This is a genomic window from Halomonas cupida (assembly GCF_900142755.1).
Lineage (GTDB): Bacteria > Pseudomonadota > Gammaproteobacteria > Pseudomonadales > Halomonadaceae > Halomonas > Halomonas cupida.
Window position 1 is genome coordinate 323070 of the sequence record NZ_FRCA01000001.1, and the last position, 15127, is coordinate 338196.

The window sequence follows — 15127 nt, forward strand, 5'->3', positions numbered from 1 at the left end:
GCGGAGAGAATGTGATGAAGCAGGACGAACTCGGTCAGCCCGTCACGCGCAACGAAGATGCCAACCACGAGCTGAGCATTCGTGTCCGTGATCTGGACCTCTGGTATGGTTCCTTCCAGGCGCTCAAGTCGATCAACATGGACCTGTACCAGAAGAACGTGACGGCTCTGATCGGGCCTTCCGGGTGCGGTAAGTCCACCTTCCTGCGCTGCCTCAATCGCATGAATGATCTGATACCGAGTGTCAGCCTCACCGGCTTGATCGAGATGGACGGCCGTGATGTCAATGAATCGAAGATGGATGAGGTGGCGCTGCGTCGTCGTGTGGGCATGGTGTTCCAGAAGCCGAATCCGTTTCCCAAGTCGATCTACGACAACATCGTCTATGCGCCACGCATGCATGACCTGGTCAGCCGCAAGGCCGACCAGGACGAGTTGGTGGAGAAGGCGCTGCGTGATGCCGGCCTCTGGGAAGAGGTCAAGGACAAGTTGCAACAGCCGGGCACCTCGTTGTCCGGCGGTCAGCAGCAGCGTCTGTGTATCGCCCGTGCCATCGCTGTACAGCCGGATGTGATCCTGATGGATGAGCCGACCTCGGCACTGGATCCGATTTCCACAGCGACCATCGAAGACTTGATGGACAAGCTCAAGCAGCAGTTCACCATCATTACGGTCACCCACAACATGCAGCAGGCCGCGCGTGTGGCGGACTATACCGCCTTCTTCCACCTCGGTGAGGTGGTGGAATACAACGATACCAAGACCATGTTCTCCAACCCTTATACCAAGAAGGCTGAGGACTACATCACCGGGCGCTACGGCTGATATTGTCGTTTTCGGTGGTATGCACGGGGAGGCTTTGGCCTCCCCGTGTCGTTGCAGGCATTCCCCATGTCGTTGTTGGCATTCATTTGCGCCGCAGGCCTCGCATCGCCCATAGGCCCAGCAGTGGGCCGGGCAGCAGCAGCCAGGCCACCGAAGGTCCCAGACTGGCCCAGAGTTGGCTACCCAGCCAGATGCCGGGAAGCGTGAGGGCGAAACCAATCGCATTCATGACGGCAAGGGTGGCCCCGACACGGTCGCGTGGCGCGGCTTCGGAGGCCAGTGATGAGAATTGGGCCGAGTCGGCAACCACACTGAATCCCCAGAGTCCGAGTAGCGCCAGCAATAGCGAGGGAGGAAGCTGGCCAATCAGCGGATAGACCAGACATAAGCTGCCGGAAGTGGCCAACGCCAGGTTGGCCATGCGGTGCCTGCCATGGCGTCGGCTGAAATGCCCGGCCGCGATGCTGCCGGGCATTCCCAGCGCGATGACGGCAAAGGACAGCCAGGCGATCCAGCCGGGACCTAACCCTAGACGGTCGATCTCCCTGGCGACCAGCAAGGGAACCAGTAACCAGAAGGCATACAGCTCCCAGCAATGGCCGAAGTAGCCTCCAGCGGCCGCGCGAAAGTTGCGACTCCGCCAGGCGGCCAGCCCCTCGGTCAGGCTGACACCAGACGAGGTGCCGGGTAGATGGGGGCCATCACCCAGCCAGCGTACGGCAAGGCCCCCGCCGACGGCCAGTAGCGAGGTCAGTGCCAGGGTCCAGCCCCAGGGGAGAGACAGTGTCATGCCCCGCACCAGATGGGGCATGGCGGTACCCAGCGTCAGCATGCCCACCAGCCAGGCCAGCGCCGCTCCAGTATGTCGAGGCGTCCAGCCGATCACCAGCTTCATACCCAGTGGATAGATGCCCGCCAGGCAAAAGCCGGTGAGCCAGCGCAAGGCCAGCGCCAGATGCGGCTGGTCGATGACCATGATCATCGCCAGATTGCAGCTGGCGCCCAGCAGGCTGGCAACGAGAAACACCTGACTGGCACGAAAGCGGTCAGCGAGGCCGGTGGTGGCAATCAACAGGGTGCCGAGGATGAAGCCCAGTTGCACGGCTATCGTCAGTTGACCAATGACGGCTTCGTCGAGCCCGACCTGTGACACAAGCGTTGCGGCCACGCCGTTGATGCTGAACCACAACGAGGTGCCGCACCACTGGGCAAGGACGATAACCGGCAGGGCGAGTCGCTGGCGCTGAGGCATGGAGAGCGGAGGTCCGAAGAAGTGACTGAGCATGGGCAAGCCCCGGCAGGAGTACCGGCCGGGACTGGGTTCGGAATGTCAGTCGATCAGTTCGACGGCCACGGCGGTAGCTTCGCCACCGCCGATGCACAGGCTGGCGATGCCACGTTTGCCACCGCGCTGGCGCAGGGCATGAATCAGGGTAGCGATGATGCGTGAGCCGGTGGAACCGACCGGATGGCCCTGGGCACAGGCGCCACCGAACACATTGACCTTGTCGTGGGGCAGGCCGAGATCATCCATGGCCATCAGCGTGACCACAGCAAAGGCTTCGTTGACCTCGAAGAGGTCAACATCCGATACCTTCCAGTCGAGCTTCTTGAGCAGCTTGTCGATGGCACCGACCGGAGCGATGGTGAACTCGCTGGGATGGAGAGACTGGGTGCTGTGGCCGACCATGCGTGCCAGCGGTTTGGCGCCGAGGCGCTGAGCGGCTTCGGCAGAGGCCAGAATCAGTGCCGATGCGCCATCGGAGATCGAGCTGGCATTGGCCGCGGTGATGGTACCGTCGCTGGAAAATGCCGGACGCAGACTGCGAATGCGGTCGAGCTTCGCCTGGAAAGGCTGTTCATCGTGCTCGACCACACTGTCGCCCTGGCGGGTGGTGACGGTTACCGGTGCCATCTCGGCGTTGAGGTGTCCGGCTTCGGTGGCCTGCATGGCACGCTCGAGGGAGGCGATGGCGAAGTCATCCATGCGCTCGCGGCTGTAGCGGCGGTCGTCGGCCACCTGCTGAGCAAAGCTGCCCATCAGCTTTCCGGTTTCTGCATCTTCCAGCCCGTCGAAGAACATATGGTCCTTCAGTTCGCCGTGCCCGAGGCGGTAACCCGTGCGCGCCTTCGTCAGCACGTGAGGCGCATTGGACATCGACTCCATGCCACCGGCCAGCATGACTTCTCCACTGCCGGCCTTGATCAGGTCATGAGCCAGCATGGCTGCCTTCATGCCCGAACCACACAGCTTGTTGATGGTAGTGGCACCGATGCCGTCGGGGATTCCGGCCTGGCGCATTGCCTGTCGGGCAGGCCCCTGCTTGACACCTGCTGGAAGTACGCAGCCGAGGATGCCCTCATCGATGGCATCGGCGCTGATACCGGCTCGCTCGACAGCCGCCTTGATGGCGGTAGCAGCCAGTTGTGGCGCGGTGAGCGAGGCTAGTGACCCCAGCATCCCGCCCATGGGGGTACGGGTAGCGGACAGAAAAACGATATCGCTCTGGCTCATGGTGAAAACTCCTGGCGCCGGTACATCCTCCACGGCACTGTCTGGGGGAATGATCGAATTGTGATTGTGGTCTGTGCCGGGGGGCTGTGGCAGCAACGTCTGCATGATCCTGTCGTCATGGTCTTCAGTGTGGCCCAGCAACGAGAAACCTGCTCATCGGGCGCTGGTTCATTGACCCCGGCAGTGCGCTATGCTTTGCTCATCAAAACCAAGCAAGCGCTAGTGTAACTGCGGATGAATGTAATGAATGACTCGCCCCGCCGCAAGGAATTGACCCGTCTCGCCGCTCAGCTTTTCGTCCAGGAAGGCTTCGATCGCACCACGGTGCGCATGCTGGCTCAGGAGATGGGCATCAAGTCCGGCAGCCTTTTTCACCATTTTCGTGACAAGCAGGAAATTCTGGCGGTGGTGATTGAGGAGGGCACACAGAATGCCCTCGCTCTTGCACGGCAGGCATTGGAACGCAGTGACCCTGAGCCGTTGGCGCGTCTGCATGCGCTGGCCAGAGCTCATCTGGAAACCTTGTTGACCGACCGCAATGCCCATGTGGTGGCGCTGTACGAATGGCGGCGTCTGGATGTCGAGGCCCGTGAACACCTCACGCATCTGCGTGATGCCTACGAACAGCTATGGAACGAGGTCATTGACGATGCCATCACCGCTGGCCTGGTCAAGGGCGAGCGTGCACTGGTCGCCAGGTTCGTGCTCGGAGCACTCAATTGGACAGTGCGCTGGTATGACCCCGACGGCGCTCGTCAGCCAGAGCAACTGGCCGATGAGCTGGTGACGATGATCACCCAGCGTAGCTGACAGGCCAGGCGTCTTGCATCTGGAGCCTGGCGCCTGAGCCTTACCCGGCAATCATTATTTAAAATCTCTTCATTTCAAGTCTTTTCGCGGATCAGCGTGAAGACTGAGTCATTGTAGCCCCATCACCTCCGACCATTGTCCAGGCGACCCTGTCTTGTCTGTCCATGGGTTAGGTTCTACCTTGTACCAAGCGCTTGTTAGGTTGACGCTTACGTCAACGGCATGTTTTTCGGGTGCGAATGCAACTTCTTGCACCGTCATCAAGCATGCCAGTCATCGCACTGTCCGTTGCAGTACTGTCCATGGCAGTACTATTCATCGCAATACGCCCAACAATCACAATGCATGAGGACACCACATGAGCCGCCACGCCAAACCGGTAGACTACGGCCAATACCTGACCGAGTTTCGCATCGAGGATGTCATTGAATGCCTGGATGACCATATGGATGGATGCTTCAATGCCTATGAATCCTGTTGTGGTCGGCATGTGCGTGCCGGAAGAGGCGAGACCATAGCGCTGATTCATGAGGCGACGGATGGTGCCGTTACCCGGTTGAGCTATGCCGAGCTGGAGGAGCGCAGTGCTCGGCTGGCCGGCTGGTTGGCGGGGCAGGGCATTGGTATGGGAGATCGCATCGCCTGCATGTTGCCTCGCTCGCCTGAATTGCTGGTTACCGTACTGGCCACCTGGCGTCTGGGGGCCGTCTACCAGCCGCTGTTCACGGCTTTCGGTCCGGATGCAGTGGAGTTTCGTCTGGCACGGGCCGACACTCGACTGGTGATCACCGATGCGGCGAATCGCAGCAAGTTCGATAGCCTCGCCAACTGCCCGCCGGTGTTGTCGGTGGATGGCCCCGACTCGGACCATGGGGAGGACCTTGACTGGGACCGTGCGCTGGAGACCTCGGCCATCAGTACTCCGCCACCACGCCTGCCGGGTGATGCGCCCTTTCTGCAGATGTTCACCTCAGGCACCGTCGGCAAGCCCAAGGGAGTCGCTGTGCCTCTTTCGGGGCTGGTGGCCTTCCGGCTCTACATGGAGCTGGCCATCGAGCTGCGAGAGGATGATCGGTTCTGGAATATGGCCGATCCCGGTTGGGCCTACGGACTCTATTACGCCATCACCGGGCCGTTGCTGCTGGGGGCGACCACCCACTTCTGTGAGGCCGGATTTTCCGCCGAGGGTGCCATGGCGTTCATGAAGCGTCATTCCATTACTAACTTCGCAGCGGCCCCGACCGCCTATCGCTTGATGAAGGCTTCCGGGCTGTTCGACGAGGCCTCCGCAGAGCTGTCGTTGCGGTCGGCCAGCTCCGCCGGTGAACCGCTTAATGCCGAGGTCGCTCACTGGGTGGAGGCGAACCTGGGGTGCCCGGTCATGGATCACTATGGTCAGACCGAAACCGGCATGACCTGCAACAACCACCATGCCCTGAATCATGTGCGCCATGAGGGAGGTATGGGTATGCCCATGCCGGGCTATCGACTGGCAGTGCTGGACGCCGAGTACCGAGAGCTGCCGGCTGGCGAGCCCGGTGTGCTGGCGGTGGATGTCGAGCGCTCACCGGTGCACTTCTTCGCCGGCTACACATGGCAAGAGAAACATCCCTTTGCGGAAGGCTATTACCTCACCGGCGATGTGGTCATTCGCAACGACGACGGCAGCTTTCAGTTTGCCGGTCGCGATGATGACATCATCACCACAGCGGGTTATCGCGTCGGTCCTGCCGATGTCGAGAACTCGGTGATGACTCATCCCGCCGTCGCAGAATCAGCGGCGGTGGGACAGCCTGATGAAATACGCGGTGAGATCATCAAGTCCTATGTGGTGCTGCGTGATGGCTTTGAGCCCAGCGATGCCCTGGCAGATGAGATTCGCCAGCAGGTACGTGAGCGGCTCTCGAGCCACGCCTACCCGCGGGTCATCGAGTTCGTCAATGATCTGCCCAAGACCCCCAGCGGCAAGATTCAGCGCTTCAAGTTGCGCGCTGCCGCCAATCACTGAACCTGAATCCGGCTTTCCGGAAATATTCTCTCGGGAAGCTGCTCCATGAAAAAACGTGCTGAAGCGTGTCTGAGCGAAGATCCTGGAAGACCTTGATAGCACTGAGAGACGTACTGAAGAAAATACGGGAGAAGAGTGTCGATGCACATTGAATCAAGAACCTTCCTGATCACTGGTGCGGCTTCGGGCCTGGGGGCTGCCTGTGCCGAGCGCCTGGTCGAGGGAGGAGGCCGAGTGGTGCTCTGTGACCTCAGTGACGCTATCGACCCCCTTGCCGAAAGGCTGGGCGATGCCGCCATCGCGGTGCGTGCTGATATCACCTCGGGCGAGCAGATGCAGTCGGCGGTCGAGGCCGCGGTCACCCATGGCGGTGAGCAGGGGCTGGCAGGGGTGATTCACTGCGCTGGAGTGGTCAGCGTGGCCAAGCTGGTTGACCGCCATGGCCAGCCAGCTGACCTCGAGAGCTATGCGCGCACGGTACAGATCAACCTGGTGGGTACCTTCAACGTCATGCGCCTGGCAGCAGCGGCCATGGCCAACAATGCTGCCGGGGAGGATGGAGAGCGGGGCGTGATCATCAACACTGCCTCGGTGGCTGCCTTTGATGGCCAGGTGGGACAATGCGCCTACAGCGCATCCAAGGCGGGAGTGGTCGGGATGAGTCTGCCTGCGGCACGGGAGCTGTCGCGCCACGGTATTCGCGTCATGGCAATTGCGCCAGGGGTATTCGAGACGCCGATGATGGGTGATATTCCGGATGACGCGGTCTCCGCACTGGCACAGGCCGTTCCCTTTCCCAAGCGCCTTGGCAAGCCGCTGGAGTTTGCTCGCCTGGCGGAGCAGATCATCGTCAACCCCATGCTCAACGGTGAAGTGATCCGTCTTGACGGTGGCATTCGCATGCAATGACAGCAGGGGATGATGAATCATGAGTCATCCCAGGTAAATTTAAAACGAACGCTTGACCGTGACCTGCTCGAACGCTATTTTCAAACGAATGTTTGAACAGCGGTGCCGAGTCACGGATGTCTTGTGTCGGTCACTCCGGATCTCGACGCTGTTCGCCCCGACGAACAACGACGCTTCCCACGTATGTGGGGCGATATCACTGGAGTAGAACAATGCCCGACTATCAGGCTCCGCTACGTGACTTGCGTTTTGTGATGGACGAAATGCTTGATTATCCCGGGCACTATGCTCGACTGCCGGGCATGGAGCAGGCTTCCCCGGATATTGTCGCCGCGATCCTGGAAGAGGGGGCGCGTTTCTCCCGTGACGTGCTGCTGCCCTTGAACCAGGTCGGTGACCGTCAAGGGTGTCGACTGGAAGAGGGCGAGGTAAAAGCGCCGGAGGGTTTCCGCGATGCCTACCAGCGCTATGTTGAAGGTGGTTGGCCAGGGCTTGCCGGTGATCCCGAGTACGGTGGGCAGGGCCTGCCGCATTCACTGGCCATGGTGCTCTCGGAAATGGTCTGTGCCACCAACCTGGCCTGGGGGATGTATCCGGGGCTTTCCCATGGCGCTGCGGATGCACTGCGGGCCCATGGCACTGAGGAACAGAAGACCACCTACCTGACCCACCTGGTCGAGGGGGACTGGACGGGCACCATGTGTCTGACCGAGCCTCATTGTGGTACCGACCTCGGCCTGATCAAGACCCGTGCTCAGCCCAACGAGGATGGCAGTTACGCCATCAGTGGCACCAAGATATTCATTTCGGCCGGTGATCACGACATGGCCGACAATATCGTGCATCTGGTGCTGGCGCGGCTGCCGGATGCCCCGCAAGGGTCGAAGGGGATTTCGCTGTTCGTGGTGCCGAAGTTCCTGCCGGATGCCGAAGGGCGTGCAGGTGAACGCAACGCGGTGGCCTGCGGATCGCTGGAACACAAGATGGGTATCCACGGCAACGCCACTTGTGTGATGAACTTCGATCAAGCCACGGGCTTCCTTGTCGGCCAGCCGAACAAGGGGCTGGCGTGCATGTTCACGATGATGAACTCGGCACGTATCGGCGTCGGCATTCAGGGGTTGGGCCTGACCGAGATGAGCTTCCAGAACGCTCTGGCCTACGCTCGTGATCGCCTGCAGATGCGCGCACTCTCTGGACCGAAGGCGGCAGACAAGCCTGCAGATCCGATTATTGTGCACCCCGATGTCCGTCGCATGCTGCTGACTCAGAAGGCTTTCGCCGAAGGGGGACGCATGCTGGTGCTGTATGCTGCCCAGCTGGTGGATGTGGTCGAGCACAGCGATGTTGTTGACGAGCGTGAGCATGCTGATTCCTTACTGGGGCTGCTGACGCCGATCGTCAAGGCCTTCCTCACCGAGGTGGGTTTCGAGGCAGCCAACGAAGGTATTCAGGTGTTCGGTGGTCATGGTTTCATTCAGGAGTGGGGGATGGAACAGCTGGTCCGCGATGCTCGTATCACCCGTCTCTACGAGGGGACCACCGGTATCCAGGCGCTGGATCTGCTGGGTCGCAAGGTGCTGATGAGCCAGGGCGAAAGTCTCAAGCTGCTGACGCGGGAGATCCATCGATTCTGCAAGTCCCGGGCAGACGACGAAGCACTGAAGGAGTTCATCGACCCTCTGGCGCGTCTCAATGGCGAATGGGGCGAGCTGACCATGGAGATCGGTATGCGCGCCATGCAGGATCGCGAGGAAGTTGGCGCGGCCAGTGTCGACTACCTGATGTACTCCGGGTACGTGACTCTGGCCTGGCTGTTCGCGCGCTCGGTGGAGACGGCACGGCAGGCTCTTGCCAAACAACCCGCGGATGCAGCCTTCTACCAGGCGCGTATCGATACCGCTCGTTTCTATTTCCAGCGCCTGTTGCCACGCACTCGCGCACACGCCCAGATGATGCGAGCTGGTGCCGAGTCGTTGATGGCCATGGATGCGGAGAACTTCGGTTTGGGCTTCGAAGTGTAGGCCTTCACCTCGAAGTACATGAATTGCTCTCTCGGCCGGTGTTGGCCAGTGGTTTGGCGGTGAGGTTTCCTCACCGCCTTTTTTGTTTCCGGACGTCGACGGCAGATGCCTGTTTCATGGCTGACGGATTGGAGTGATGTCAGAATGGGCAGGAGCTCTCTGGGCTGCCAGCAGCCCAGTTCCTTTCGAGATCGTTGGGAGATATATCCATGGCAACGCCAGCCGGAGTTGATGAGATATGCATCCGTATCGAGCGTCCCGATGACGTTGCGACGATCCAGCGCATCACCGGACAGGCGTTCGCACAGGTAGCGCATGCCAGCGGCAGTGAGGCTCGGATCATTGATAGCTTGCGTGAGGCAGGAGTGCTGTTGTCCTGGGTCGCTGAGTCTGCCGAAGGTGGGGTGGTCGGGCAGGTGTCATTATCCCCGGTGTGGATCGGAGACAGCAGTGAAGGGTGGTTCGGCCTTGGACCGATTGCTGTTGATCCTCAGTATCAGCGGCGGGGTGTTGGGTCTCGACTGGTCGAGACCGCCATGTCTTACCTCCGTAGCATCGGCGCCTGCGGCTGCATTCTGATCGGAGATCCGGGCTGGTATCGGCGCTTCGGTTTTCTCCCCGCGCCGGATATGCACTTCGCCGAGGTGTCGGCACCATGGCTAATGGTGTTGCCATTCGTGGAGGATTGGCCGCGAGGAGAAGTGCATTATCATCCCGCTTTCATGTCTGCACTGGCTTGACCTGGGCCTCACTTGTAGAGTGGTCGTATAGCCAGGGAGGGCTTCATGATTCACCAACTCACACCAGATCTGCACATCGAGTCGCTTGGACCTCAGCATATCGAAGGCCTGTGGCGTGCCGTTGACAGTAGCCGCAGTAGCCTGCGTCACTGGCTACCCTGGGTGGATACGACCCACAGTCGTGATGACACTGAGGTTTTCGTGACGGCTGCGAGGGCGGAGCGTCGGTTGGGCACGGCCTGGCATTTCGCCGTGATCGAGGGCGGAGCACTGATCGGTACCTGTTCGTTCAACCGTATCGTCGAGGCCCACCGCTGGGCCTCGCTGGGTTACTGGCTGCATCAGCAGCATGTTGGCAGAGGCGTGATGACGCGCTGCGTTGCGGCCCTGATCGACATCGGTTTCACCGAGCTGGACCTGCATCGTCTGGAAATCCGTTGTGCGCGAGGCAATCAGCGCAGTCGTGCCATCGCCGAACGGCTGGGATTCGAGGTCGAGGGGTGCTTGAGAGAGTGTGAGTGGGTCAACGGTGAACCGCTCGATCACATGGTGTACTCACGGTTGCGCAGGTAGCGCATCGACCTGGTGCAGGAATATCCCGAAGCACTGGAGACCTGAATGAGCAATGGACCCTATATGCGTGGTGAATGCCAATGCGGGGCAGTCGCGTTGTTGGTGACCGGCAGCGCCCTGGCAGGAGACGAGAAGTCAGGCTTGATATGGTGGCGCCAGCAGGACCTGCAACTGGCCCAGGGAGAGCTCCTCGAACGGGATCTTGGTGATCGCACCATCGCCAGCTGTGCCGAGTGTGGGCAGCAGGTCTGGATGATCTTTCCCGGGCGCGATGATATCGAGACGCCTCTTGCCTTGTGGCCGTTTGATTAGCGGTCACTCGATCAGTGGCTCAGGCAACCTCTTGCATGAACCACACAAGCCACATCCATGGCATTCATCGAAGAGGAACATGCCCATGTCATTCGGTGAGGAGGAAAGGACCCGCCTTCTGCCGCTGCGATAGCGTTTGCTCGGAGCCTCGGCGCCAGATGATGTTATTGATCCGGATCTGAACTGCCGATGGCAGGATAACCAAGGGCCTCACGTAGTTGCTGGGCGTGCTCGGCTATCCAGCGTGGATCGATGGGCCCCCAGCCTTCAATGGCATAGTGGCCGATATTGTGTCGCTGACCGGGCTCGGCAATGAAGCGGCAGTCAATATGCAGCTCCTCCAGCGCGGCCAGAGTGTCCTGAGCCGTGCGGCGAGGCATACCGGTAGCCTTCATCAGGTCCGGCACACTGGCGATACCCTGATCAATGAGGTGGGCCACATACAGACGCCGATAGAAACTGGTACGAGTCTTGCTTGGGGTTGTACTTTTCTGAGTTGCACTTTTCTGAGTTGTATTGCTCAAGGTTTTATTGCTCTGAGTTGTGTTGCTCAAGGTTGCCATGGACACCTTTCGAAGGGGTAGGGAGGTCGCCGTCTTGACCTGGGTCAGTAGTCGTCAGCAGGTGCCGTACTAGAGTGGCTGCTGGTCTGATCAAGCAGGATGCCAGCACCATTGTATCAGTGAGTCGAGCCCCTGGGCTGTCGACTCCATTCCGCCCGTGCTCCTGATCCTGATCGATACCCACCCATTGTCGGCACAGCGTATGTGCCCAGATCATCAGGAAACGATACAGCGCAATGTTGATCTGCAGGCCACCGCTTGCCACAGGACAGAGTCACCTGCGTCGGACGTTACCTCTGGCCGCTCTGTCGTGCATGACGTTACACCCGGTCCGTCGCGCTCCTCCAGGCCGCACATTGCCATTCGATACCCTGCTCATTCACCGCAGTTGCAACGACTCTGGCGAGAGGGTGGTCTGCTCCGGGCGCAGATTCAAGGTAGTGTTGCTGGAAAGTCTGGTGCTGGCCACATCCCCGGCGCGGGAAATGGCGCCTGGCTCCTGCATCATTGGACCGCTTCCGCCGGGCCGCTATGAACTGGTGGACGATAGTGATCTCAGGCAGCCCCTCTGCTCGATTCTGGTTGTGGCCAGTCACGCACCCGGGGACAGGCGCCGTCAGCGCTGACGACCCGGCCCCATGGAAGTGCGTTGTCTTTCAGCCGATGAAGGGCGCCTTCATGGCGTGGATGATGCGCTGCATCTCTTCGTCGCTGGTGATATAGGCTGGCATGGTGTACAGCCAGCGTCCGAAGGGGCGCAGCCAGACGCCGTTCCGTCGTGCCTGTTCAGCAACTCCCGTCAGGCGTGATGGATCCTTCACCTCGATGACACCGGTGGCACCAAGGGTTCTGACACTCGCGACATCCGGGTGATGGCGCAGGTCTTCGTCGCCAGTGAGGCCGTCGCGCAGCATGCCGTTGAGTCGGCCGATCCGAGCGAGATAGTCATCGTCCTCGAAGACTCTCAGACTCTCCAGTGCCACACGACACGCCAGTGGGTTGCCCATGAAGGTGGGGCCATGCATGAAGGCATGCAGAGGACTGTCGCCGATGAAGGTATCGTGCACGGCGCCGTTGGCCAGCGTTGCTGCATGCCCCAGGTAGCCTCCCGTGAGTCCCTTGGACAGCACCATGATGTCGGGGCTGACATCGGCGTGGTCAGCGGCGAACGTCGCGCCTGTACGGCCAAACCCGGTGGCGACTTCATCGAAGATCAACAGGACATCAAACTCATCGCAGAGCGCGCGGGCACCACGTAGATAGTCCGGAGATGTCATGTTGAGGCCGCCTGCTGCCTGCAACAGCGGTTCCATCAGCAAGGCGCCGATTTCCTCGTGGTGCTGTTCGAGCACGGCACGTAGTGCTGCCAGGTCCCGGGAAACAGCCTCGGGGGGGGCATCGAAGCCGGCCTCTGGCGCTGGAGCAAAGTGGTGTTGGGGCAGAAAGCCCGCGAACAGCGAATGCATGCCTTCCTCGGGGTCGCACACCGCCATGCAGCCGGCGGTGTCGCCGTGGTAGGCCTTCATCAGCGACAGCATACGGTGTTTCTGTGGTTGTCCACGTAGATAGTGATACTGCACGGCCATCTTCATCGCCACTTCCATGCCGACCGAACCACTGTCGGAAAAGAACACATGATTCAGGCCGTCCGGCGTAATGCGGACCAATTCGCTGGCCAGCTGATCGGCGGGTTCGTGGGTCAGGCCGCCAAGCATGACATGGCACAGCGTCTCGGCTTGTTGCTGGATAGCGCGAACCAGTCGGGGGTGCCCGTAGCCGTGGATCATGCACCACCAGGAGCAGGTCGCGTCGAGCAGTTCCTCTCCGGTGGAAAGACGAAAGTGGGTTCCCTTGCCACCAGTGACGCAGGGTGCCGGTGGTTGAGAGGCAAGATGGGCGTAAGGGTGCCAGACAGCTGAGGACATCATGGCTCCTGAAAAAAGGATAAGAGTGGTAAACATTTATTGATGTGAATAGTTTACCATTCTCGATGCCAGATGCATCAGTCGTCTTGTGGCGGGGGAGTCAGCGCTGTGATCGGTGCTCGCTGGTGTCGAGGCGTTCGAGGAAATTCCGGAACAGGAAGCCTTCCTTGCCCTTGAGGGAGCGACTCAGGCAGTCGATGAACTCGCGGCGCGAATAATGGAAGAAGCGTGGCGCCTTGTAGGCGTCCAGGTCGATGGCAACAATATCGCCGTCGGCTACGAGGAAGTTGTTGGTATGCAGCCCGCGGCAGTGGATACGGTTCCGGCACAGGGTCACCAGGATCTCGACAAAGCGATGCTGTAACCTGGCATCGTTGCCGATCACATCATGCAGGGCCACACCGTGGATATTCGCTGTCACCAGGCGGTAGCGCTCTGCCGACAGGATCTTCGGCGTGCTGATGCCGAGGGCTTCGAGGCGCCTGGCGACATGGCGGAAATTGTGGCCCGGGTAGCGACGAATACCCAGTCGGTAGCGCCATTTGTCTCGCGTGTTGGGGGTGAAGGTCTTGATGAAGGCATCCTGGTCCGGGTCGTAGTGGACGCGGGAATACTTTCCAGTCTGGATCAATTGCAATGACATGGGAATATCCTGGTGCATGCCTGGCGCGCAGAAGGAGCGGGCCGTCAGCTGTCCTCATCGAATCGGGATGCAAAAAGGGCTTCAACAGCATCGAGCACCGCTTCGGCATCCTCGCCATCTGCATCGATGGTCAGTTCGGTACCACAGGGTGCGGCCAGCATCAGTAGCGTCATGATATTGCTGGCGTCGCCGGAGAGCTTGCCGTGGCGCACCGTAACAGTCGCCTGAAAGGGTTGGCAGCATTGTACCAGCCGAGTGGCGGCCCTGGCGTGCAGGCCCCGTTTGTTGATCAAGGTGAGCTGTCGACTCGGCATGCATCAGTCTCCTGTCGAGTCGAGGAGACGTTGGTGGCCGAGTTCTCGATGGCGCAGGCGAACACGAGAGTGGTGGGTGGCCAGGGCGGTAGCAATACGTTCGGCAAGATGCACTGAGCGATGCTGGCCACCGGTACAGCCAATGGCAACGGTAAGATAACTGCGCTGGCTGGCTTCATACTCCGGTAGCCACTTCTGTACCCAGTTGAGTATATCGTTCTGCATGTCGGCGACAATCGGGTAGGCGTCCAGGAAGTCGGTAATGGACTGGTCGCGCCCGGTGGCATCACGTAGTGTCGGGTCCCAGTAGGGGTTGGGCAGGCAGCGTGCATCGAAAACGATATCGGCGTCCGGCGGTACGCCGCGCTTGAAGCCGAAGGACTCCACTGTGAGAGTCAAGTTTGCGGCGCTGTGACCGGCGACCTGTTCGGCAATCCGCGCGCGCAGCTCATGCACAGAAAGCCGTGTGGTGTCGATCACCAGATCAGCGACATCACGAATACCGCTCAGTGCCTGTTCCTCGCTATCGATGGCTTCGGCCAGTGTCATGTCACTGTAGCGTGTCAGCGGATGACGGCGGCGGGTATGCGAATAGCGTTCGAGCAACACCCTGGCATCGCTGGTCAGATAGACCACCTGGCAGTGCAGATTGTGCTGCTTGAACTCCGCCAGGGCGGATGGGAAACGTTGCAGTGCCTCAGGCAGGTTGCGCGCATCGATGCTGACAGCGATACGCCTTGAATGCCCGTTCTCCAGTTCGCCGACCAGCGAGGCCAGCAGCATGGCCGGGAGATTGTCGATGGCATAGAAACCCAGATCCTCCAGGGCCTGAAGGGCAACGGACTTGCCCGAGCCGGACCGGCCACTGATGATCACGAGTTGCATTGACGATCTCCCGCTCATGGGTTGCCTGGGCCATGCCCGGCACTGAATGACAGATGGTGGTGCTGGAAGGATGAAGCGGCAG

General features: G+C 60.3%; 16 protein-coding genes. 8 read left to right on the forward strand and 8 right to left on the reverse strand.

Annotated features, from left to right (window positions below):
* Positions 1-14: 14 nt before the first annotated feature.
* Positions 15-824 carry a phosphate ABC transporter ATP-binding protein PstB gene (gene pstB / locus BUE38_RS01315; RefSeq protein WP_073433739.1) on the forward strand — a complete coding sequence of 270 codons (810 nt, stop codon included), beginning with the start codon at positions 15-17 and terminating at the stop codon, positions 822-824.
* Positions 825-906: 82 nt separating this feature from the next.
* Here the strand turns inward: pstB and BUE38_RS01320 are convergent, their stop codons facing one another.
* Both BUE38_RS01320 and BUE38_RS01325 read right to left on the reverse strand, forming a co-directional pair.
* Positions 907-2109, reverse strand: a complete 1203-nt coding sequence (locus tag BUE38_RS01320; RefSeq protein ID WP_084541652.1) for an MFS transporter — start codon at positions 2107-2109, stop codon at positions 907-909.
* Positions 2110-2154: 45 nt separating this feature from the next.
* Positions 2155-3339, reverse strand: coding sequence for an acetyl-CoA C-acyltransferase (locus BUE38_RS01325; RefSeq protein WP_073433220.1), 1185 nt, complete (start codon positions 3337-3339; stop codon positions 2155-2157).
* Between the two features lie 243 nt (positions 3340-3582).
* Between BUE38_RS01325 and BUE38_RS01330 the strand changes: the two genes are divergently transcribed.
* From BUE38_RS01330 to BUE38_RS01360, 7 genes are all read left to right on the forward strand, one after another.
* Positions 3583-4149: a TetR/AcrR family transcriptional regulator gene (locus tag BUE38_RS01330; protein WP_073433221.1), complete on the forward strand. Its 567-nt coding sequence runs from the start codon at positions 3583-3585 to the stop codon at positions 4147-4149.
* 358 nt (positions 4150-4507) lie between these two features.
* Positions 4508-6157, forward strand: a complete 1650-nt coding sequence (locus BUE38_RS01335) for an AMP-binding protein (protein ID WP_073433222.1) — start codon at positions 4508-4510, stop codon at positions 6155-6157.
* A gap of 141 nt (positions 6158-6298) precedes the next feature.
* Positions 6299-7066 (forward strand): SDR family NAD(P)-dependent oxidoreductase, encoded by a 768-nt coding sequence (locus BUE38_RS01340; protein ID WP_073433223.1) that lies wholly within the window; start codon positions 6299-6301, stop codon positions 7064-7066.
* A 212-nt stretch (positions 7067-7278) separates the two neighbouring features.
* Complete coding sequence (locus BUE38_RS01345) at positions 7279-9090, forward strand: acyl-CoA dehydrogenase C-terminal domain-containing protein (protein ID WP_073433224.1); 1812 nt, start codon at positions 7279-7281, stop codon at positions 9088-9090.
* A 209-nt stretch (positions 9091-9299) separates the two neighbouring features.
* A complete protein-coding gene (locus BUE38_RS01350) occupies positions 9300-9830 on the forward strand; it encodes a GNAT family N-acetyltransferase (RefSeq protein WP_073433225.1) in 531 nt (176 codons plus the stop codon).
* Between the two features lie 45 nt (positions 9831-9875).
* Positions 9876-10403, forward strand: a complete 528-nt coding sequence (locus BUE38_RS01355; RefSeq protein WP_073433226.1) for a GNAT family N-acetyltransferase — start codon at positions 9876-9878, stop codon at positions 10401-10403.
* A 45-nt stretch (positions 10404-10448) separates the two neighbouring features.
* Positions 10449-10715 carry a hypothetical protein gene (locus BUE38_RS01360; RefSeq protein WP_073433227.1) on the forward strand — a complete coding sequence of 89 codons (267 nt, stop codon included), beginning with the start codon at positions 10449-10451 and terminating at the stop codon, positions 10713-10715.
* 164 nt (positions 10716-10879) lie between these two features.
* Here BUE38_RS01360 and BUE38_RS01365 read toward each other — a convergent pair whose 3' ends face one another.
* From BUE38_RS01365 to rapZ, 6 genes are all read right to left on the reverse strand, one after another.
* Complete coding sequence (locus BUE38_RS01365; protein ID WP_073433741.1) at positions 10880-11239, reverse strand: winged helix-turn-helix domain-containing protein; 360 nt, start codon at positions 11237-11239, stop codon at positions 10880-10882.
* A 418-nt stretch (positions 11240-11657) separates the two neighbouring features.
* Positions 11658-11786, reverse strand: a complete 129-nt coding sequence (locus BUE38_RS23350) for a hypothetical protein (protein WP_255320723.1) — start codon at positions 11784-11786, stop codon at positions 11658-11660.
* Positions 11787-11934: 148 nt separating this feature from the next.
* On the reverse strand, positions 11935-13203 hold the full coding sequence (gene bioA, locus BUE38_RS01375) for an adenosylmethionine--8-amino-7-oxononanoate transaminase (RefSeq protein ID WP_073433229.1): 1269 nt from the start codon (positions 13201-13203) through the stop codon (positions 11935-11937).
* 100 nt (positions 13204-13303) lie between these two features.
* On the reverse strand, positions 13304-13846 hold the full coding sequence (locus BUE38_RS01380; RefSeq protein ID WP_073433230.1) for a BUD32 family EKC/KEOPS complex subunit: 543 nt from the start codon (positions 13844-13846) through the stop codon (positions 13304-13306).
* Positions 13847-13890: 44 nt separating this feature from the next.
* The gene (locus BUE38_RS01385; RefSeq protein WP_073433231.1) at positions 13891-14160 is read right to left on the reverse strand and encodes an HPr family phosphocarrier protein; all 270 of its coding nucleotides are present in this window, start codon (positions 14158-14160) and stop codon (positions 13891-13893) included.
* A 3-nt stretch (positions 14161-14163) separates the two neighbouring features.
* Complete coding sequence (rapZ, locus tag BUE38_RS01390) at positions 14164-15045, reverse strand: RNase adapter RapZ (protein WP_073433232.1); 882 nt, start codon at positions 15043-15045, stop codon at positions 14164-14166.
* Between the last annotated feature and the right edge of the window lie 82 nt (positions 15046-15127).

Coding starts and splice junctions, on each gene's coding strand:
- BUE38_RS01385 (WP_073433231.1), bottom strand. CDS start 14,160: ATGCCGAGTCGACAGCTCACCTTGATCAACAAACGGGGCCTGCACGCC.
- BUE38_RS01320 (WP_084541652.1), bottom strand. CDS start 2,109: ATGCTCAGTCACTTCTTCGGACCTCCGCTCTCCATGCCTCAGCGCCAG.
- BUE38_RS01360 (WP_073433227.1), top strand. CDS start 10,449: ATGAGCAATGGACCCTATATGCGTGGTGAATGCCAATGCGGGGCAGTC.
- BUE38_RS01350 (WP_073433225.1), top strand. CDS start 9,300: ATGGCAACGCCAGCCGGAGTTGATGAGATATGCATCCGTATCGAGCGT.
- BUE38_RS01335 (WP_073433222.1), top strand. CDS start 4,508: ATGAGCCGCCACGCCAAACCGGTAGACTACGGCCAATACCTGACCGAG.
- rapZ (WP_073433232.1), bottom strand. CDS start 15,045: ATGCAACTCGTGATCATCAGTGGCCGGTCCGGCTCGGGCAAGTCCGTT.
- pstB (WP_073433739.1), top strand. CDS start 15: ATGAAGCAGGACGAACTCGGTCAGCCCGTCACGCGCAACGAAGATGCC.
- BUE38_RS23350 (WP_255320723.1), bottom strand. CDS start 11,786: ATGATGCAGGAGCCAGGCGCCATTTCCCGCGCCGGGGATGTGGCCAGC.
- BUE38_RS01340 (WP_073433223.1), top strand. CDS start 6,299: ATGCACATTGAATCAAGAACCTTCCTGATCACTGGTGCGGCTTCGGGC.
- BUE38_RS01330 (WP_073433221.1), top strand. CDS start 3,583: ATGAATGACTCGCCCCGCCGCAAGGAATTGACCCGTCTCGCCGCTCAG.
- BUE38_RS01380 (WP_073433230.1), bottom strand. CDS start 13,846: ATGTCATTGCAATTGATCCAGACTGGAAAGTATTCCCGCGTCCACTAC.
- BUE38_RS01355 (WP_073433226.1), top strand. CDS start 9,876: ATGATTCACCAACTCACACCAGATCTGCACATCGAGTCGCTTGGACCT.
- BUE38_RS01325 (WP_073433220.1), bottom strand. CDS start 3,339: ATGAGCCAGAGCGATATCGTTTTTCTGTCCGCTACCCGTACCCCCATG.
- bioA (WP_073433229.1), bottom strand. CDS start 13,203: ATGTCCTCAGCTGTCTGGCACCCTTACGCCCATCTTGCCTCTCAACCA.
- BUE38_RS01345 (WP_073433224.1), top strand. CDS start 7,279: ATGCCCGACTATCAGGCTCCGCTACGTGACTTGCGTTTTGTGATGGAC.